We start from the raw sequence: 19,353 nt of genomic DNA on the forward strand, positions 1-19,353 counted from the left end.
CGGCGGAAAAGCCGGTTGTCTCCGTCATATTCTGGTCGTATTTATTTGTCTTATTAGAAAAACATTTGTTTATCAAACACTTGGATAAGTTACATTTCATGTGAAAAAAGGGAACTGAACTAAGCTGACTGTATTCGTTTTACGCTACTTTTACAGGACGCATCTGATGTTCCGACGGTCACTTTCTCCACTGATATCTGTATTGATATTCTGCCTGCCATTTATGGTGTCGGCTCAGGAGTCACTTCCGGGGCTTGAGCCACCTGAAATGCGCTCATCACTGTATACCGGCTTTACCCAGTTACTTGATGACGATAAGACACTCGTTAAAGAAGAGCTGATTGATCTGCCCGAAGAGATCAATCGTGTAGCCCTGTACCACAATGGTGACAGGATGCATCGTAAGGTGCCGAAGCAAGTGCACCTGATGATCGAAAATAAACTGATGAAGCGTATGCTGGACAGCGGGCGCTTCGAGATTATTCAGTGCCTTGAATGCCGCACTACGCAAGTCGCTATGCGTGCAGACCGTCTTGAGATCAGCCATGCTGCTACAGACAATCAGGCATTACGTAAGCTCGGGCAGCATGTCCGGGCAGACGCATTTCTTTTCTGGAACGCTTCCGTTCAGGACAACAAGTTCACCATTAATTTACGCATGGTGGATGCCCGCGATAACAAGCTTCTGTGGCTGAAAGAATACTCCAAGAAAACCACACTCGAAGAGGAAGTGCAGGGCTTCGATAGCGTAAACTACGAACTGCTTGTCGGCGCCTGGGGTATCTCCGCAGAACGTGATCATCTCTCCAGTGCAGACTCTGAAGATGTGAAAGGTCTGACTGTCTTTGGTATTCGCCGTCGTGAAACCACCAGTCTGGATGACCAGCTTCAATACACCCTGGCCTTTGAATATTTCCGCAACTTCTCTAACCGCGAAAACTTCGATATTTCGGGGATCAATCTGGAAGGACGGATTATTGCCGATATTCCAAGCATGGACGATCTGATTGATACCAAAGTGTACCTGGGTATGGGGCAGGCATTCTTTAATGATACCAATGCCATCGTCTTCCGTTTTGGTTTTGAATTTCCGTTCTTTAAAGATGGGTTCATCGATTATGGCGTGACCTACATTCCTGAAAGCACGGCGAAGTGGAGTGAAGTCTCGGGTCTTGAAGATACCGGGAAAATCGGTGGCGCAAGCTACGACCTTTCTCTTGGCCTGAGATTTTAGGAGTCAGTATGAAAGCAGGAATTATTGCAGCAGTGCTTCTGGTCTCTCTGGGGCTTCAGGGGTGCTCTCACGAACGCTCTAACCGTCTGGTGAAAGGGTTTAACCCGAGCCCATGGGTTGATCCGGGTAAACCGGTTGAGGCCGAGAAGAAAACAGAAGAGGAAGTCATTGTTGAGGAAATTTCTCAACTTGAAAAAATCTCTGACAAGGCAAAGAAACAACATGGCCTGATGCATATTCATCGTTATGGAGCTGGGTACGATGTTCTTATGACCATTGATGCTGGCGACTCTGACGTTAAATTCATCATGGAATTACCGCAAAGCGCTGAAGAAAAATCTGCCGGTAGCGATGGACTATCGGATGAAGCTGCCGAAGATCGTGCCGCTGAAAACCACACTGATGTCGACGGAAAAATCAGCGAGCAGGAGTCTGAAAAACTGCGCCGCAGCGAAACAATGACGAAACACATTCTCTCGGCTCAGAGTCTTTTCTATAAAAAAGAATATTGGGAAGCCCTGGATCAGACGAATGCAGCGTTAGAAGTGATTCCTGATTCAGCCCAGGCGCACGCCTTGAAAGGCAGTATCTACTACAAGATGGGGCTGATACCCGAGGCCAGAGCGAGCTGGGAGCAGGCATTAGAACTTGATCCTGAGCTGGATCAGGTACGCGCTAGTCTGGCTCGTGTGCGATGAAAGGGGCTGTGACGATGAAAGAATTAATGACGTGGCTGGTAACCATTGCTCTTTTTGCGGCTTTACCTGTTCTTGCTCAGGACACGTTTGAGGTTCCGGTTAAAAAGGACGAGGTAGAAGAAGCACGTTTCCGAAGTGACCTGGAGGCGCGCCTTCGTCAGGATATTGAATCTTATCTCGGCAATAACCGGTTTATCATTCAGGTCGATGCAGTCATCGAACGAGCGCGCACCGTCGTTCGTGAGAACTCTGAAGGTCAACAGCAAGCAGCAGCGCCACAGTTGCCCGCAGAGCCTCGGGTAAGCGGCACTCTCTCTCTTCCTGATATTGACGCTACTGGCATGGATGAGCTTGAAGAACTGCCGGGCCTGCCCGTCAGCGAAATGCCGTTGCTTAAAGAAAATAATGAAAAGCTAAGGGCGCTGCGTAGTCAGCTACAACAACTTGAGAAAGAGCGTCAGGAGATCATTACTTACGCCGACAAGTTGAAGAACGTAGCGCAGCAAAGTCAGAGTCAGTCTGGCGGTGGCAAGCCTTCAGAAAAGACGATTGGCTATCGCAATATTATCAAGAAGCTTGAAATTACCTTGGTCGTCGACAATGCACTGAAAGATGAACAGATAGAATTTCTTAAAAATCTGGTCACGCGTAAAGCCCAGATTAATGAACTTCGTGGCGATACGCTGAACATCGTCAAAACGGCATTCAGTCACCTGAAGAAAGAAGAAACGCCACTCACGTTCTGGGAGTCTTACAGCCCCTGGATCTGGCTGGTGACCTTGCTGGTTGTTGGCTTGCTGTTAGTGCTGGCGTTTGCGGCACTGTGGCGTCGGCTTAATCAGCCTGTGTCCACAGCACCGGTAAATGCAGCTAGCGGAACCGAATCTGTCAGCCAACACTTCGTAGCACGTCAGTCAGAGGGTGAGGCGGCGGCACTCAGGTACCGGATTAACGAGTCTCGCCAGCGCTTAGTCAGTCAGGGGTTGTCTCAGCCACACCGTTTTCAGCAGGCGGTGTCCCAGGCGCTTGTCAGTGCCCAGGCCTTTGAAGTTGCCTCCTTGTCGGCCACGATGGGGAAAAGTCTTTTTGCCAGTCTGGCGCCGCATTTGACGCCTGCGGACTGGAAGCAGATTGACGAATTGCTGCAGGAAGGAGAGTGGAGTGAAGAGCAACTCTCTGAAGGCATGGAGCAGTTTTCTCAGCGGCTTGAGCGTCAGCAGGATGATGCGTCTAATACCCAGCCGTTTGCTTTCCTGAACAAGCTGAACGACTCGCAGGTACTGTACCTCATCAAGGATGAAGATATCCGCATTAAAGCTCTGGTGATGTCACAGCTACCAGCGCAGCGCTCTGCAGATATTATTCTACGTCTCGACGAGCGGGAGCTCGCTGCCATTGCTTTCGAGCTTGGGCAGTTTGAAAGCTTGCCTGTATCGGCGTTTAAAGATGTTGCCGATCGTTTGGCTAAAGCCTCTCTCACTGTTCCGTCATTCGAGAATATCACTGCCGATGGCCTGTCTGTTCTTATCGGTATGCTTGACCGTATGACGACCAGTGAAGAGACGCGGATGCTCAAAACACTGAAATCCGAGAAGCCCGAAACCTATTATAGGCTGCGTCAGGTTTACTTTACTTACGCTGACCTGTCGCGCACGCCAGATCGTATTATCTCGAACGAGTTACGATCTATCGATGCCGGTGTTCTGACCGCCTCCTTATGCAATACATCCATTGAGTTTAAGCGTCACGTATTGGCTGCGCTGCCAGCGAAATTACGGGCGGGGATTATTAACGAACTGAAAGTATCAGAGTCTGAAACTGTACAGGATCAGATCGAGTCAGCGCGTCGCCAGGTGGTTCAGAAAATGCGGGAAATCATCCGTGAAGGTCGTTTTTCTATGGACGAGCTGGCGGATGTTAAGCCAGCACAGTAATCGATTCAGAAGTCTGCAGATTAAGAGACAACAACAGGGGCAAAGTCAGTGTTTCGATTTTCATTCAGTACGCTCATTGGTTTCTGCGCAGGTATCGGCCTGTTGGCATTTGCGGTTGCCAGTGCCACTGACAATCACGTTATTTTCATCAGCCTGTCAAGCTTCGGGCTTGTGTTTGGTAGCACCATGGCGGCCGCACTGATCAGTTACTCCACTGCTGATGTGCTACATGCGATGCGCAGTATGCTCTATACCTTTTTTCATCCGCCGACGTCGCAGAAGCACCTTAAGCAAGTGACGAGACGCTTTGTTGAGTGGAGCAGTATCTATCGTCAGGGAGGCATTGTTGCGCTAGAACAATCGCTGACGAAGCAGGAAAACAATGACGAATTTATTCGTGCAGGTATCGATCTGATGGGCGCCGGATACGCGAACCATGACGTCCGGACCATGCTGACTGACCAGATGGACGCAACCTGGCAGCGTCACACCCTGGAAGGCAAAGTGCTCAATACCATGGCTGTTTACTCTCCCGGTTTTGGGATGGTCGGTACGATTGTCGGCCTGATTATCATGCTCGATAACCTGAACGGCGATATGGCGGGGTTAGGCAAGGGGTTAGCGCTTGCGCTGATTACGACCTTGTATGGTGTGCTGTTGTCGAATTTATTCTTTAAGCCTGCAGCGAATCAGGTCACTGAGAAACAGGAAACCATGTACTTCCGTCATCAGCTGATTTCTGAGGGCTTTGTCCTGCTGAGTGAAAAGAGAACGGCGCTCTATATGCAGGATCGCCTGAACGCCTTTATCAAACCTTCCGTGCGTGATCAGGCACTCTCGGGAGAGCTGTAATGAGTCACGCCAGCCGCCAGCGGGGGTTGCGCCGGCGCCGCCCTAACTTTGACGATTCATCCAGCTCCTGGCTGGTGACCTATTCCGATGCGATTACCTTGTTGCTGGCGTTCTTCGTCATGATTCTGGCGGTATCCGATCTTAATGAAGGAAAGATCGAATCCCTTAAAGAAGGATTAGCCGAAGTTATCTCATCAGAAACTACCACGACTCCCTTTACCGACATTCGCCAAGGCATTGATGATTATATTGAGCAGAATGGTCTACAGGATCAGGTGTCGGTTACGCTCGACCCTCGTGGTGTGCAGGTAGAGTTTGCGAATGTTGCGTTATACGACTCCGGCGCAGCATCATTAAAGCCTGCGGCAACACCACTGCTGCAGGAGCTGAGTCGTGTAATCCGTGATGTCAGCCATGGTTCACACATGATCGAAGTCGAAGGGCACACCGACGATTTGCCTATCTCGAATGAGCAGTTTCCCTCTAACTGGGAGCTATCCTCCGCCCGTGCGACCGGAGTTGTGAAGTACCTGCTTGAGAGCGGTATCGAAAAGGAGCGACTGAAAGCATCCGGATATGCTGACAGTCGCCCAAAGGAGGGGCTGGATGACCTGCCACTGAACGAACAGCGGAAGGCCAACCGGCGTGTGGTGGTCTCAATAAGACGCTATTGACCAATTACTTATTAATGTCCTGTTTGTCGTTCAGCTGGGGTCATGGACCGTCAAGAACAGTCGAGGCGTTTCAGGTTGTTTGCTGCGAGCCCCGTGATCTCTGGCCTGGTTGAAAAAAGTCTGACCATGTAACTGATTATGACAGCGTAAGAAATCTGTAGTCTTTATCTGTTATGGTTACTGTAATGGTATAACATTCCTACTTGTGAATGACATTTATTCGTAAAAAAAACGTCATTTACGCTCCCTAAGCTCACCTCGCTTTTAATTTTCGGATAGCCCGATTTGAACTTGAGAACAGGTGAGTTATGACCACTAAAATGAAACTACTTGCTGCTGTAATTGCTGCTTCCGCAGTCAGCTCAGTAGCCCAGGCGGCGCCCGCAGTGCCTGCGCATCAGGCTGAAAATGCCTGGTTCACCGATGCAGAAACCTCTGTAATGAATAAATCTGCCATGGAGCTGCCCGCTGCCAACGCCAAGAACGTGATCCTTTTCGTGGGTGACGGCATGGGTATTTCTACACTGACTGCTGCCCGTATTCTTAAGGGTCAGAAACAAGGTCAGGACGGAGAGGAAGGCTACCTCTCGTTTGAAAGTTTCCCATATTCTGCGCTTGTTAAAACCTACAACGTCGATGCACAAACGCCTGATTCTGCCGGAACCATGACGGCTATGGTGTCCGGTGTTAAGACTGACGTCGGCACAATTGGTGTTGACGAAGACGTCATCCGCAGCGATTGCTACAGCGTTGCTGGAAACGAAGTTGTGACCGCGCTGGAACTTGCTGAAATTAAAGGTCTGTCTACCGGCGTTGTCTCAACAGCCCGCATTACACACGCCACTCCAGCGGCGACCTATGCTCACGCGGCGGATCGAAATTGGGAAGATAATTCAGATATGCCATCTGCGGCTTTCGCCTGCGAGGATATTGCATCGCAGCTGGTGAATTTTGAAGACAACCTCGAAGAGCGCTACCCGGGCGTCGATGTCGATGGTATCGAAGTCGCCATGGGCGGTGGACGTCGCCACTTCTTGCCCAAAGATGCTGCATTCAATTCAGCTGACGCAGTCAGTTCGACGGAAGGTGATCGTACTGATGGTCGTGATCTGACAGCTGAATGGCAGGATGCTTACCCGAACGGTACATACGTAATCGATCAGTCCGGTTTTGACGCGCTTGATACTGAATCTACAGAGCGTGTTCTTGGCTTGTTCAATGAATCTCACATGCAATACGAAGCAGACCGCGAGAACGATATTGCTGGTGAACCATCAATTGCTGAGATGACAGAAGCTGCTATCAATATTTTAGATAACAACGATAAAGGATTCTTCCTGATGGTTGAGTCTGGTCGCATTGACCATGCACACCACGCAGGAAATGCGGCTGGTGCTCTCGAAGATACGCTGGCGTTCGCTGATGCTGTTCAGGCCGCGGTTGACAGCACTGATCCAGAAGAAACTTTGATTCTCGTTACTGCTGACCACAGCCATGTATTCACTATTGCAGGCTATCCAAAACGCGGTAACCCAATTCTGGGCAAAGTCGTACCGGTAGGTGGTGAATCCCCCGCGCTGGCATCTGATGGACTCCCATACACAACGCTCGGCTACACCAATGGTCGCGGCATGATGGATCTGGGGCAGGAAACTGATTCGGACGCGGGTTACAGCGAAGCGATCAATGCGGGTCGTCAGGATCTGAGCGCAATCGATACAACAACGCCGGGTTATCACCAGGAAGCTCTGGTTCCAATGTCTTCTGAGACTCACGCTGGTGAAGATATTACATTGCACGCGACAGGCCCAGGCTCTCATCTGGTGCAGGGCGTTGTTGAACAGAATCTGGTCTTCCAGATTATTGGCCGCTCTTTGAATCTGCTGGCTGACTGAGACTGAGGAGAAAATGATGAAACTTAATTTATTACATACAGCGATCGTTGCCGCAGTAATGACGCTTGTTGGTTGTGCCGGTGAAGATGGAAATGACGGTCGTGATGGTGTCGACGGTCAGAATGGCGTGAATGGTTCAAATGGTGTTGATGGTGCACCGGGTGCAGATGGAGCCCCTGGTCTGGTGGAAGATTTGCCATTTAAACTTTCCGATGTTCTTGCAAATACCAAAAATAATGACTGGTATATTCAGGCGTCTCAGAAAGTAGCAAGCACTCAGAGTGCGGTGAATACAATTATCGAAGAGGCGGGTGAAGCGAAAAATATTATTCTCTTCGTTGGTGACGGTATGGGCGTTTCAACCGTCACTGCATCCCGGATTCTGGAAGGACAGATGAAAGGAATGTCGGGTGAAGAAAACAGCCTGAGCTTCGGTAATTTTCCGTTCAGTGGTTTGTCCAAAACTTATAACGTCGACGCTCAGACTCCAGACTCCGCAGGTACGATGACTGCAATGATGTCGGGTGCAAAAACGGATGTTGGTACCATCGGTGTAGACGAAGATATCGCACGTGGTGATTGCTCATCTGTTGCAGGTAATGAGCTGGCGACGGCACTTGAGCTGGCCGAGATTGCAGGTATGTCGACCGGGATTATTTCTACCGCTCGTATTACGCATGCAACACCTGCTGCGACATACGCAAAGTCTGCAGACCGCAATTGGGAAGATAACTCTGATATGCCAGAGACGGGCGCAGAGGGTTGCGCCGATATCGCTCTGCAGCTGGTCGAGTTTGAAGAAAACCTGGAAACGCGTCACGCTGATTCTATGCTCGATATTGATGGTATCGAAGTTGTAATGGGTGGTGGTCGTCGTCACTTCCTACCAAAACAAGCCGAGGCTAACAGCCCGGATGCAGTCAGCGCAGTTGAAGGCGATCGTACTGATGGTCGCAACCTGACGAATGAGTGGTCTGCTCAGTATAACGCTCCGGGGGATTTCTACGTTTATGATCAGGCTGGCTTTGACTCTATCGACCCTGAACTAACTACCCACCTTTTTGGTTTGTTCAACGAGTCGCATATGCAGTATGAAGCAGACCGTGCAAACGACGTCGCTGGCGAGCCATCTTTGGCAGAGATGACCGAGAAAGCCATTAAAATCCTGGATAATAACGAAGAAGGCTTTTTCCTGATGGTTGAGTCGGGTCGTATTGACCACGCTCATCACGCAGGCAACGCCTACAACGCACTTCAGGATACGATTGAGCTGTCTGAAGCGGTGGCTATCGCAGATGAGCTGACCAGTAATCGCGATACGCTGATTATTGTCACTGCCGACCACGGCCATGTATTTACTATTGCAGGCTATCCGAAACGTGGTAACCCAATTCTGGGTAAAGTAGTCGCCGTTGGTGCTGACGAGCCAAGCCTCGCATCTGATGACATGCCATATACCACTCTGAACTATATGAATGGTCGCGGTCACGTTGCTGTTGATCCATCTGAAACGGATGCGGATGCGGGGTACGGTGCTGCCATTAACACAGGTCGTGTCGACCTGTCTGGTGTTGATACAACTGCTCCAGGCTTCCACCAGGAAGCTCTGATTCCAATGAGTTCAGAAACGCATTCAGGTGAAGATGTCGGTATCTATGCGAAAGGACCTGGTGCTCACCTGGTTTCAGGTACGAATGAGCAGAGCATTATTTTTCACGTGATGAACTTCGCTGGAGATCTGGCCAATCGTGCCGATGCTGTTGTAAATCAGCCTTAATACTGCTCGATAGTTCAAGGGGCCTTACTGGCCCCTTTTTCCGTTTAAATAAATACAGATTGAAGATTATGAAAACACTTATTACTTTGAGTCTCGCGGCCATAGCCGCTTCGGCTTCAGCTGCAGTTAGTGCAAGCGACTGTGTTTCTCCAGTTTCGTTGGAATATCAGGTAACGTCACAAGGAAATACTAAAGAGATCGCTATTCACAGAGCTGGCAGGGAAGTTGTCCGTGAAGATCTGACAACCGGCGTTGTTGAGTATTGGTATCACTCCCCTGCAGGCCGCCTTAAGTTGATTCGCTACGTTGATTCTGAAAAGCATGGTATTGAATATCAGGCCGAAGACTTCAGAGGGAATGAGGATCGGGTCTGGCAGGAAATATCTCTGGCAGTACCTGCGGATGTTCGTGACAGCATGACACTGGTATCCAAGCAGGGCAGCGGTTGTGAGCTGGTAGAAACTTGGGAATCAGAGGCGCAGAAAGAAAAGCTTGTCTGGCTACCTGCCCAGCAGATCGTTGTAAGCTATGAAAATCCGGTTCTCGCATGGTCGTTGACTGAGCAAGGTGATTCTGGGCTTCAGCAGCGTTTGGTTTCGAGAGACGATTACACTCTCATAGATTTTGCTGATATCGGTGACTCTGAGGAGAATCCATTTGTGAAGAAGATGATCAATTGGGGCTTTGTGGAACATGGTGCCAGTGGGTTCTACGACGAGCACGGTCATGCAATTGAAGGGCATGGTCACGCTCACTGATTATACTGGAGAGAAGAAAAGGCGTGCTGTAGCGTCCGGATACGCTACAGCACGCAAACTGATTACGAGAACTCAGTAATGATTACTGACGAGCTCATTCATATCTGAAGACGCTCCCCAATTCAGACGTATGTCATAGCTATACCGGAAATCATTTTCGAGCGGAGCTATTTCGGCATCAATATTCTCGATAACGTTGCTGGCCGGTGAGAGCACAACATCGCGACCAAAGATGTAGCTCTGTTCTTCAACAATACGCTTATAGACTTTATTCAGAGCCAGCGCCCGGTCGCGACTCGGAGTGATCAGCTCATACACTGAATCTGCCGACTTAACTTTTTCCTTGTTAACCGTTCCGTTCTCAAAGTATTTCTTCTGCATCTCTTTGTTCTGTCGGAATTCATCACCACCGCCCACACGTTCAAAGTAGGTCAGGTACTCACCCTGAGTTTCATTGATGGTAGGGACATCTTTCATCGCTTTCAGGTCGATGTAACCCCAGCCGTCTTCGCCTTCCACTTTACGGGCAAAAGAGAATGTCTGATCAATCGTACTACCGACCGTTTTATGGCAGCCATTGCAGAATGCCATTTCCTGTTTGTTCTGCTTACGGAGTTCACCATGTTGATCTTCGATGTAGGCATTCAGTGTCCAGCCAAAGCGGTTATCTATGCCTCGTTCACCAATGTGAACGGTCAGCGGAAGGTTACCCAGGTGCTTTTCCTTGGCTTCGAGAAAGTAAGCACTGCGGAGCGCAACAGCAGACTTGAGTTGATGCTTCTTCATGTAGCGTACTTCTTTCATACGCTTGGGTACGAAGATATCACCATCATTGTTTACACCGACATAACGAACAGTGTGCAGAAACTCTGTTCCTTCAGGGTAAAGCATATCTTCGACCGGAATATCTGAGGCATCACCGAGATAGTTACCTGAACGAACCAACTCAGAGACATTCTCGGTCAGAACACCGTCGCCATTAACATCAGAGCCGATGTCACGTTCGTTCACCGTAGGAATTGAAATACCACTGAGCCGTTTCATTGTCAGCTCCAGAAGTGATAGGTTCGCGAAGTACAGAGCCTCAGAGTATTTTCCGTCTATTTCGCGGAATTCTGCGGGTAAACGAATCATGACATCGTCAGTAGAACCATTTGTTGGCCAGAAGGCGCTAGGGAATGGTTTGTAGTTAAATGCGATCCAGTGACTACCGTCGCGAGCGACCCCTCGTTCATCAAATGCTTTCACCGGATCTGCCAGGTTCTCCAGGAACATAGGGGGAGCAGCAGACTCTTCGCGCTGACTCTCGCGCTCTATCCAATCAGAGTAGTTGTCTGTATTTACCCAATTGAGAATCTGATCATCGGGAATATTTTTGATTTCTTCGCTTCTGTCTTTAAAGAGATTCTTCCAGCTGTTTGTCATCCCCGCATCTGAGAAATCGTAAAGGCCTTGCAGATAAACGTCTTTCATTACATTCGGACGATCATCGGTGTACGTCTGGTGACAGACATAACAAGGGTTATTCTTACCATCGGTACGGGTATAGCACTGAGGTGGGATGACGGCCTCAGGGTTATAAATTTCATCGTGCTCAATGTACGCCGTTGCAGGGATGTCATCCCCAGGCTGATAGGCAGGCTGAACTTCGTCTGATAAAGCTGTTTCAGATTTTTTTATTGTTTTGGTATCTGAATGGGCTTTGAAATGAGTATCTACGTCTTGATTACACGCGCTTAGTAATGGCAGTAGTACCAGGATTCTAATCAGGTTTTTCATACTTACATCCGGAAAGAAAATAGGGGGAGAAAGCTCTCCCCCTGAAAGGTCTTACATATTTGTACTAATACTTTGTCTTACTTATGGTGTGGCTCGTACATCCACAGAGTGTTGTTTTCCTGGAAGCCATCTTCACCGATCAGAATACGACCGTCCTGCATAACGATAACGTTGTCAGGTTGAGACAGGTTGTCCACATCACAACGCTCTGCACCATCCAGTGAACTGCGGTAGGTCGCACCCATCACAACTGGTTCAATACGGCTCAGGCTGTAATCTGAATCGATCAATGCACGGAATACACCACCACAATCTTTCACGCGACCAGAAAGTTGGATGTCGCCTTCTCCGTCGATCATGGTGTTATCAATATCAGCGATACCCATGTACATGTATGCGTTCTCGACTTCTTCACCCGGAATCAGGTCGATGCCTTCAATGGCTTCCTGAACTCGACCAGCATGAATGCTGATACCTTCCAGCTTGCGCCATTCTGCCGTTGCACCCAATTGCTTAGCGGCCTGACGTGATTCGAGGAAGGCTGCACGGTCATCCATTGGCTGACCCGCAGTGACTTTGCCGCCACCGTTTTCTACGGTTGGGTAAGTAGTGTTCGCAGGGCGACCTGAAACTACCCAGGCTGCCCAGGCTTCAACGTCTGCAACCGTCATATAGCTGGTTTCGCCATCGACATAGTCTTCAGTGCTGATACCATCAAACTCATCAACCCAAGCTTCGATGGTTGAGTTGTCAGAAGTCGCAAGCTCTACCCAGTCAACATCAAAGCCTGTAACCGCTGGATCATTTACGCCCGCATCCTGAGTCAGCTTAGCGCCGTATAGCGTACCAGAGCTCAAGTCTTCAGCTGTGTCAGCAACGAACTTAAATAGAACGCCACCCGTGTCATCCTGTGAAGAGTAAACAGTGCGACGGTCTGGCATAACGACCGAGTTTTCATGCTCGTAGCGGCCAATGGTGAAGTGTTTAACCGGTACAGGCGTTGGTGAAACAGCGTTGGTGATCTCAACGATGTAGCCGTAATCGTACGGGTTAACAGGCTCATCCATCAGCTGCCAGAAGCGATTCAGACGATCGTTGTTGGCCACTTCTTCAGGGTCGTTCCAGCTAGCGTAAGTGGTCGAGTTAACATCAGAGTTCACGATCCACTCTTCAGATGTCAGTGGTGTATTCCAAGGTGAAACAGAGCCGAAACAGTTAGCACCCGTACCTTTTACGTTTGCAAAGTTCACCATCATGGCATCTTCTACAGACCATTCGCCAGAAGCGGATTTGCTCAGCCCGATACGGCTCATACCACCCGGATACTCTTCCCAGTTAGTGAAGAGGTAGCCAGTGTTTGCACCTGTAGATACGAAGCCATTGAAGTCTGGCATGTCGTTTTCAAGGATCAGAGCGTCACCAGCGAGATTATAAATATGACCCAGCCCTTCGCTGAGCTCACCCTCGTATTGGTCGCCAGTCTGACCAATAACACGGTAAGAACCGTAAGCTGTCTGAATCGTCTGGCGCTCGTAGTCAGACTCAGGAACCGCTACTGAAATCAGTGTGTTTGGCAGATTATTAAAGCTAACACCCTCTATCACACCAACGGTACCTGTGTTGTAAGCGACACCGTTGTTATCAGTTTCCATGTTGCTACCTGCTGGGTGTTGCGCATTGAAGAACAGATCACCGTCTTCGGTCAGAAACAGCCCCGTTACTTCAGCACCGGAAGGTACAGTCGCGATGCGCGTCAGAGTACCTGCACCGGCGTCAGCATTCGCACCATCTTTACCGTCGGCGCCATCCTGGCCATCTTCACCGTTGGCACCATCTGAGCCTGGTGCGCCCGGAGCTGCGTCAGGCGAAACTCCGTTCTGGCCATTCAGTCCATTCAGACCGTCGCGACCATCGTCACCATCTTCTCCACCACAAGCAGTCAGCAGTGACGCTGATGCTACAGCGATTGCTAATAATTTCAGTTTCATCACGGTTCCCCAATATTGCTTCGTTATAGGTTTCAGGAGCGCTCGGGCTAAGTGTGGTCTGTGACAGAAATGTTTAACTTCTGTAACCCAGGTGGTGAATTATTTATTACAAAAAATGCGGATAAAAAGGCATGGGTATTAATAAATATGTAAAATCCAAAGGTTAATGTTCTAAGGTTTTTAGTAATGGAAATAACGATGCGCAGTGTTTACGTTGGTACTCTAATCTCTCTTGTTATTTCAATGACTGGGTGTCTCTATGAGACTAAAAACGAAGCACCACTGGACTTCTTACCTCAGGATAACGCCTGGTTTGTCGAGGGGCGGTCTGCCATAAAAAGTAAACGCGAAGTTTTACGAGAGACTACACCTGCCAAGAACGTGATCTTGTTTGTTGGTGACGGCATGGGAATATCAACAGTCACAGCCGCCCGAATCTACGCCGGACAGCAGCAGGGCATGAGTGGTGAGGAGAATCTGCTCAGTTTTGAGAAATTTCCTTTTACTGGTTTAAGTAAAACCTACAATGTTGATGCTCAGACTCCTGATTCAGCAGGCACTATGACCGCAATGATGTCTGGTGTTAAGACGGACGCCGGTGTTATTGGTCTGGCTGAGAGCGCAGAACGTGGTCTTTGTCACCGTGTGGAGGATGAAGTCCCTTCGGCTCTGCTTCTCGCTGAGTTAGCCGGTAAGAAAACTGGGATAGTCACGACAGCTCGCTTAACCCATGCGACTCCGGCGGCTACTTACGCATATTCTTCTGAACGCAACTGGGAAGATATTTCGGATATGCCGGAAGCTGCAGTTGAAGCAGGCTGCGAGGATATTGCTTCGCAGTTTCTGAGTTTCAGGCAACGTACTTTGCAAGACTATGGTGTCGCGGTAGATGGCATCGAACTCGCTTTTGGTGGCGGTCGTCGACATTTTCTTCCTGATGATGTTCAGTCTAATACCCCCGATGCCAGAAGTACGGTAGAAGGTGATCGTACTGATGGCCGTAATCTGATGGAAGAATGGAAAGCCCAGAATCCGCAAGGTCAACTGGTTATCGATGAAGAGGGGTTTAATCAGTTGAGCAGTACTCCTGTGTTGGGGTTGTTTGAAGAGGCGCATATGCGGTTTGAGGCAGATCGCAACCAGGACACATTAGGGGAGCCATCACTTAGCCAGATGACAGAAAAAGCGATTAAGTTGTTGTCAGGCAGTGAGGAGGGGTTCTTTCTCATGGTGGAATCCGGTCGTATTGACCATGCGCACCACGCCGGAAATGCGTTTAATGCGCTCAATGAGACCCGAGAGTTTTCTGATGCTGTTGCTCTCGCCGAGTCTATGACTTCTCCGGAAGATACTTTGATTATCGTTACTGCTGATCACAGTCATGTATTTACCATTGCAGGGTATCCTAAGCGCGGTAATCCTATTCTTGGTAAAGTCGTTGCGCCCGGTGAGACAGAACCCACCATGGCCGGTGATGGCCTGCCGTATACTACGTTGGGTTATATGAACGGTCGCGGACATCATCACCTGGGTGGTGAAACAGACGCCGAACTTGTATACGAAGAGCCAATTAATGCAGGACGTAAAGATATTACCGGTATGAATACGGAGGCCGCTGGTTATCATCAGGAGGCTCTGATTCCACGTGATTCAGAAACGCATGGCGGTGAAGATGTGGCGATTTATGCAACAGGTCCGGGGGCCGCAATGGTGTCTGGCGTGAACGAGCAGAACGTCATTTTCCATGTCATGGATCGTGCTGCCAACCTATCCGGAAAGGCAGCAGCACGCCTCAGCGCAAAACAATAACCTTCAGGATTTTACGATCCGGTAGCACGGATCATATTTTCCACTGATTTTCATTCGGCCATGGTCAACCATGGCTCGCAGTAAACGGTCCATACCGTCGAGAATATCTGCGTCGCCGTGAATTTCATAAGGCCCATGCTTACGCACCAGCTTAACGCCATCGGCCTTCACGTTACCGGCCACGATACCTGAAAATGCTCTGCGCAGATCTGCGGCCAGCTCATGGAACGGAGCATCGTGCGTTAAACGAAGGGTTTTCATGTTGGCGTGGGTCGGTTCAAAAGGCACCTGAAAATCATGATCGATTTTTAAGGTCCAGTTGAAAAAGTAGGCGTCGTTGTTATCACGGCGATACTGTCGAACGGCTTCCATACCGGCTTTCATTTTTCTCGCAACCGTCACCGGATCATTAATCACCAGTTCATAACGCGCCTGAGCTTCTTTTCCGAGCGTATCGCCGATGAAGCGATTAATGTCTTCGAGATATGCCCGGGTTTCTTCTGGGCCGGTAATTATCAGAGGGAAGGGAATATCCTTATTTGCCGGGTGCGACAAAACACCGAGGATATATAAGATCTCTTCGGCGGTACCCGGGCCACCAGGGAAAATAATAATTCCGTGCGCCATGCGAACGAAGGCTTCCAGCCTCTTTTCGATATCCGGCAGGATCACCAACTCGTTGACGATTGGGTTGGGTGATTCGGCAGCAATAATACCGGGCTCGGTAATACCGATGTAGCGACCGTTTCGGATATGCTGCTTAGCATGGCCAATGGTTGCGCCTTTCATCGGTCCTTTCATGGCACCTGGACCACAGCCCGTACCGATATCAAGGCCTCGAAGCCCCAGTTCATAGCCGACTTCCTTGGTGTATTGATATTCGTTAGGCGGAATGGAATGCCCACCCCAACAGACGACTAGTTTAGGTTCTACGTCTGGCTTTAGCAGGTTTGCATTGCGCAGAATATGGAATACCGCATTGGTAATATCTTCGCTTTTATCTAAATCAAAACGATGGGCTTTCAGGATATTTTCTTCCGCATAGAGGATGTCCCGCAGCACAGAAAAAAGCTGCTCGCGTACACCCCGGATAATTTCATCGTCAACAAATGCACCGCTTGGCGCACCGCTGAGTTGCAATACAATGCCGCGCTCTTCCTGCTCGACAGTGATATTGAAGTTCTTGTAGCTCTCTTCCAGTCGGGTGTAGTCATCCTCCAGGCTTCCGGCAGAGAGGACTGCGAATGAGCAGCGACGGAGCAGTTCGTGAGCACCGCTGCTGACATTTTTAAGCTGCTGAATTTCATACTGCGAAAGCACGCGTAGATGTGTCTTCGGGTGAATTAACTCATATTGTTTAGCCAAAATCATTCTCCTTAATGCCCACCTAAGGGCATGTCAGGCCCACAATTCCAGCGGGCCATATTCACTGAGCAGGTGCAGTAAATCACTGCGGGTGATGATACCTGTCAGTTGTTCTTTGTTATTAAGCACAGGGAGGGCACCGATGTGATATTCCGTAAGTAGTCTTGCTGTCTGTCGTATGTCGGTGCTCTCTGCTGTGCAATAGACTGGTCTGACGGCAACCGTCATGACGGAGTCATGTTCTATAGAACGTTGCTCGGCCAGTGCTCTTAATATGCGCCGGTCTGAAATTAACGCCTGAAGATTATCGTGTTCGTCGATGATCGGCAGATGGTGAATGTCGTGCTCCCGCATGAGCTGGTAGGCGTCCCGGATTGTTGTTTCCTGGCGAATGGTAATGACATTACGCGTCATGATGTCGGCGGCGAAGGCAACCGTCTGTGGAGCATGCTCCTGACGTTCGGTGGTACCTTCTGGGGAGTAAATCAGATCGTCGGATGATAGTGCCTGATCAGGCTCGTTTTCGATATTGGAAACCGCAGAAGTTCGCTCTACCGGCGACACGCGCCGGCGTGGGCTGTTTACGGGCGTTTCTACTCTGCGCCCCATGTCGAAAACAATTAAACCCATCGGCTACTTTTTCTGGCTGCTGAGCGTTAAGTATAGCGCGTCCGACGGCTAAAACCTCTTACGCAGCTCTCAGATGTGATGAGCAACCTCATCAAGACGTCCAAGAATACCGTCGGCATAGCGCATCACCAGAAACGGAACAAGGCGCGCATTGGTATCGGTTGCCGCTGTTTCGATAAACAGCCACTGGCTATGAATCTTGCTGAGCTGGCGCTGAGCTTCACTTGCCGTGACGCGGCTCTTCATATCGGCAATACCGCGCTCAAACTGCTGGCATAGTACTCGGATGTCGACGTTATCAATGGTCAGGGGAGCTCCCATAGAGGACGCCGCACGTTCGATGTAACGTTCAACCACTTCAAGGAGCAGGTTTTTCTGCTGACGCTGCCAGACAGTGAGTTCTGACAGAGTAAGCTCGTTTTCTGCCAGTATCTGGTCAGAAAGTAATTCTAATTCCTGCAACATAGCTCGCTGCGCTTTGCGCATCAGAGTGACGACTTGCAGTTCAGGGTAATTGCTTTCGCGGATTTCAGCGATGTTCTCATCGAGCAGGCTATTAAATTCGTCCCAGTGGGTCTGGATCCCTTGAGTTCTCGCAGGAAAATTAGCTCCAAGATCCTCGAGCAGAAGACTTTTCTGAAGACTGACTTCTTCGCGATGGCGCAGAACTTCCTCGACGAGTTGAGGATTTCCCTCATCCGCCTGGACGTGGTAGTACTTTAGAAGCAAAATCTTAACACTGGTACTCAGCTTAAAAACGCTAAGCTCTTCTGCCAGAGTTGATGCATGCGCAGGCAAGCTGAAAAAAAGGCTGAGTAAGAGTGTCCTTAGGAGTAACATAGATCCGTCTCTGTTTTAGTTCTGAACAGTCATTAGAGCGTCAAAGAGTTGACCATGAAAGGTTTCTGGATGCAAGCTGGTGGCTATCGTTATTGAGTGATGTATCACATTATGGAAAGAGTATTCAGGCTGACTATCTCCTGTCCTGACAGGGTCGGCATCGTGGCTAAAATTGGCCAGTTTTTTTCGGGGCACGGTGGCTGGATTGTTCAGGCAAACCACTATTCAGACCCGGTTAGCGGACGCTTTTTTATGCGTCATTGTATCCGCGCAGACTCCCTGCCATTTGATGCTGATGGGCTGAAGGCAGCTTTTGCGCCGATTGCCGACGAATTCGAGATGGACTGGCAGCTCAGCGACAGTGGTTCACCTAAGAAGGTCATCCTGATGGCGAGTAAGCAGAGCCACTGCCTGGTTGATCTTCTGCACCGCTGGCACAGTGGGGAGCTTGAGTGTGATATCCCATGCGTGATCTCAAATCACGACGACTTGCGCTCGCTGGTGGAATGGCACGGTATTCCGTACTTTCATGTACCGGTTGATAAAGATAACAAGGCCGAACACTTCCGCCGGGTGACAGAGATTGTCGAAGAACACAAGGCCGATACCATCGTACTCGCGCGCTATATGCAGATTCTGCCGCCAGAAATCTGTGAGCAATACGTTGGGCAAGTGATCAATATTCATCACAGCTTCCTGCCATCGTTTGTAGGGGCCAAGCCATATCACCAGGCCGCAGAACGCGGTGTAAAACTGATCGGTGCTACCTGCCACTACGTGACCCAGGAGCTGGATGCCGGGCCTATCATTGATCAGGACGTAATCCGCATCAGTCATAACGATACGGTCGAAGACATGGTGCGTTTAGGCAAAGACGTTGAGAAGTCAGTGCTGGCGAGAGGGGTGCGGAGTCATTTGGAAGATAGGGTGTTGCTCCACGGTAACAAAACAATCGTGTTTTAAAGCTAGCTGCGTTGTCACAGCGTTGTTAAAAACCTTCTCGAAATGCTCATTTACTAAAGTAAACTCCGCTTTCTCGAATGTTTTTGCCTTGCTGTGACCGCCTCGCTGACGCTTTAACTGATATAAACGCTCCGTATCTTTGGCCGATGTTTGCCGC

Annotated in this window: 15 protein-coding genes; 10 read left to right on the forward strand and 5 right to left on the reverse strand. The window is 49.6% G+C overall.

Annotated elements, in window-relative coordinates; all coding sequences use genetic code 11:
• Window positions 1-166 precede the first annotated feature (166 nt).
• The 8 genes from B3007_RS15105 to B3007_RS15140 all read left to right on the forward strand — a co-directional run bounded on the left by B3007_RS15105 (window position 167) and on the right by B3007_RS15140 (window position 9,822).
• Window positions 167-1,234, forward strand: a complete 1,068-nt coding sequence (locus tag B3007_RS15105) for a hypothetical protein (RefSeq protein WP_297531165.1) — start codon at window positions 167-169, stop codon at window positions 1,232-1,234.
• Between the two features lie 8 nt (window positions 1,235-1,242).
• Window positions 1,243-1,932, forward strand: coding sequence for a tetratricopeptide repeat protein (locus tag B3007_RS15110; RefSeq protein WP_297531167.1), 690 nt, complete (start codon window positions 1,243-1,245; stop codon window positions 1,930-1,932).
• Between the two features lie 14 nt (window positions 1,933-1,946).
• Window positions 1,947-3,866, forward strand: coding sequence for a FliG C-terminal domain-containing protein (locus tag B3007_RS15115; protein ID WP_301378654.1), 1,920 nt, complete (start codon window positions 1,947-1,949; stop codon window positions 3,864-3,866).
• A gap of 48 nt (window positions 3,867-3,914) precedes the next feature.
• Window positions 3,915-4,718: a motility protein A gene (locus tag B3007_RS15120; RefSeq protein WP_068444604.1), complete on the forward strand. Its 804-nt coding sequence runs from the start codon at window positions 3,915-3,917 to the stop codon at window positions 4,716-4,718.
• On the forward strand, window positions 4,718-5,392 hold the full coding sequence (locus B3007_RS15125; RefSeq protein ID WP_301181646.1) for an OmpA/MotB family protein: 675 nt from the start codon (window positions 4,718-4,720) through the stop codon (window positions 5,390-5,392). The genes B3007_RS15120 and B3007_RS15125 overlap by 1 nt, the downstream gene beginning before the upstream one ends.
• A gap of 308 nt (window positions 5,393-5,700) precedes the next feature.
• Window positions 5,701-7,287 carry an alkaline phosphatase gene (locus B3007_RS15130; RefSeq protein WP_297531173.1) on the forward strand — a complete coding sequence of 529 codons (1,587 nt, stop codon included), beginning with the start codon at window positions 5,701-5,703 and terminating at the stop codon, window positions 7,285-7,287.
• Between the two features lie 16 nt (window positions 7,288-7,303).
• On the forward strand, window positions 7,304-9,064 hold the full coding sequence (locus tag B3007_RS15135) for an alkaline phosphatase (RefSeq protein WP_301378650.1): 1,761 nt from the start codon (window positions 7,304-7,306) through the stop codon (window positions 9,062-9,064).
• 68 nt (window positions 9,065-9,132) lie between these two features.
• A complete protein-coding gene (locus tag B3007_RS15140; RefSeq protein WP_297531176.1) occupies window positions 9,133-9,822 on the forward strand; it encodes a hypothetical protein in 690 nt (229 codons plus the stop codon).
• 72 nt (window positions 9,823-9,894) lie between these two features.
• On the opposite strand, the gene B3007_RS15145 is transcribed toward B3007_RS15140, so the two are convergent.
• Entirely contained in the window at window positions 9,895-11,601 is a 1,707-nt protein-coding gene (locus tag B3007_RS15145) for a hypothetical protein (RefSeq protein ID WP_301378649.1), read from the reverse strand.
• A 77-nt stretch (window positions 11,602-11,678) separates the two neighbouring features.
• Window positions 11,679-13,589 (reverse strand): alkaline phosphatase PhoX, encoded by a 1,911-nt coding sequence (locus tag B3007_RS15150; RefSeq protein WP_068439188.1) that lies wholly within the window; start codon window positions 13,587-13,589, stop codon window positions 11,679-11,681.
• A gap of 186 nt (window positions 13,590-13,775) precedes the next feature.
• On the opposite strand from B3007_RS15150, the gene B3007_RS15155 reads away from it, so the two are divergent.
• Window positions 13,776-15,398 carry an alkaline phosphatase gene (locus B3007_RS15155; protein WP_297531181.1) on the forward strand — a complete coding sequence of 541 codons (1,623 nt, stop codon included), beginning with the start codon at window positions 13,776-13,778 and terminating at the stop codon, window positions 15,396-15,398.
• A 3-nt stretch (window positions 15,399-15,401) separates the two neighbouring features.
• Here the strand turns inward: B3007_RS15155 and ppnN are convergent, their stop codons facing one another.
• The 3 genes from ppnN to B3007_RS15170 form a co-directional block, all read right to left on the reverse strand.
• Complete coding sequence (gene ppnN, locus B3007_RS15160; protein ID WP_301392235.1) at window positions 15,402-16,763, reverse strand: nucleotide 5'-monophosphate nucleosidase PpnN; 1,362 nt, start codon at window positions 16,761-16,763, stop codon at window positions 15,402-15,404.
• A 33-nt stretch (window positions 16,764-16,796) separates the two neighbouring features.
• Window positions 16,797-17,393 (reverse strand): HPP family protein, encoded by a 597-nt coding sequence (locus B3007_RS15165; protein ID WP_068439182.1) that lies wholly within the window; start codon window positions 17,391-17,393, stop codon window positions 16,797-16,799.
• A 69-nt stretch (window positions 17,394-17,462) separates the two neighbouring features.
• A complete protein-coding gene (locus tag B3007_RS15170; protein WP_301378645.1) occupies window positions 17,463-18,233 on the reverse strand; it encodes a hypothetical protein in 771 nt (256 codons plus the stop codon).
• Between the two features lie 111 nt (window positions 18,234-18,344).
• On the opposite strand from B3007_RS15170, the gene purU reads away from it, so the two are divergent.
• Entirely contained in the window at window positions 18,345-19,196 is an 852-nt protein-coding gene (gene purU, locus B3007_RS15175) for a formyltetrahydrofolate deformylase (RefSeq protein ID WP_068439192.1), read from the forward strand.
• Window positions 19,197-19,353: the final 157 nt, after the last annotated feature.

This window comes from Thalassolituus sp. UBA675 (genome assembly GCF_002297765.1).
In the GTDB taxonomy this organism is placed as follows: Bacteria; Pseudomonadota; Gammaproteobacteria; order Pseudomonadales; family Oceanobacteraceae; genus Thalassolituus.

Bases quoted from the DNA above. Each gene is read 5' to 3' on its own strand.
- B3007_RS15105 (WP_297531165.1), top strand. From the start codon at position 167: ATGTTCCGACGGTCACTTTCTCCACTGATATCTGTATTGATATTCTGC.
- B3007_RS15110 (WP_297531167.1), top strand. From the start codon at position 1,243: ATGAAAGCAGGAATTATTGCAGCAGTGCTTCTGGTCTCTCTGGGGCTT.
- B3007_RS15115 (WP_301378654.1), top strand. From the start codon at position 1,947: ATGAAAGAATTAATGACGTGGCTGGTAACCATTGCTCTTTTTGCGGCT.
- B3007_RS15125 (WP_301181646.1), top strand. From the start codon at position 4,718: ATGAGTCACGCCAGCCGCCAGCGGGGGTTGCGCCGGCGCCGCCCTAAC.
- B3007_RS15130 (WP_297531173.1), top strand. From the start codon at position 5,701: ATGACCACTAAAATGAAACTACTTGCTGCTGTAATTGCTGCTTCCGCA.
- B3007_RS15135 (WP_301378650.1), top strand. From the start codon at position 7,304: ATGAAACTTAATTTATTACATACAGCGATCGTTGCCGCAGTAATGACG.
- B3007_RS15140 (WP_297531176.1), top strand. From the start codon at position 9,133: ATGAAAACACTTATTACTTTGAGTCTCGCGGCCATAGCCGCTTCGGCT.
- B3007_RS15145 (WP_301378649.1), bottom strand. From the start codon at position 11,601: ATGAAAAACCTGATTAGAATCCTGGTACTACTGCCATTACTAAGCGCG.
- B3007_RS15150 (WP_068439188.1), bottom strand. From the start codon at position 13,589: ATGAAACTGAAATTATTAGCAATCGCTGTAGCATCAGCGTCACTGCTG.
- B3007_RS15155 (WP_297531181.1), top strand. From the start codon at position 13,776: ATGGAAATAACGATGCGCAGTGTTTACGTTGGTACTCTAATCTCTCTT.
- B3007_RS15165 (WP_068439182.1), bottom strand. From the start codon at position 17,393: ATGGGTTTAATTGTTTTCGACATGGGGCGCAGAGTAGAAACGCCCGTA.
- B3007_RS15170 (WP_301378645.1), bottom strand. From the start codon at position 18,233: ATGTTACTCCTAAGGACACTCTTACTCAGCCTTTTTTTCAGCTTGCCT.
- purU (WP_068439192.1), top strand. From the start codon at position 18,345: ATGGAAAGAGTATTCAGGCTGACTATCTCCTGTCCTGACAGGGTCGGC.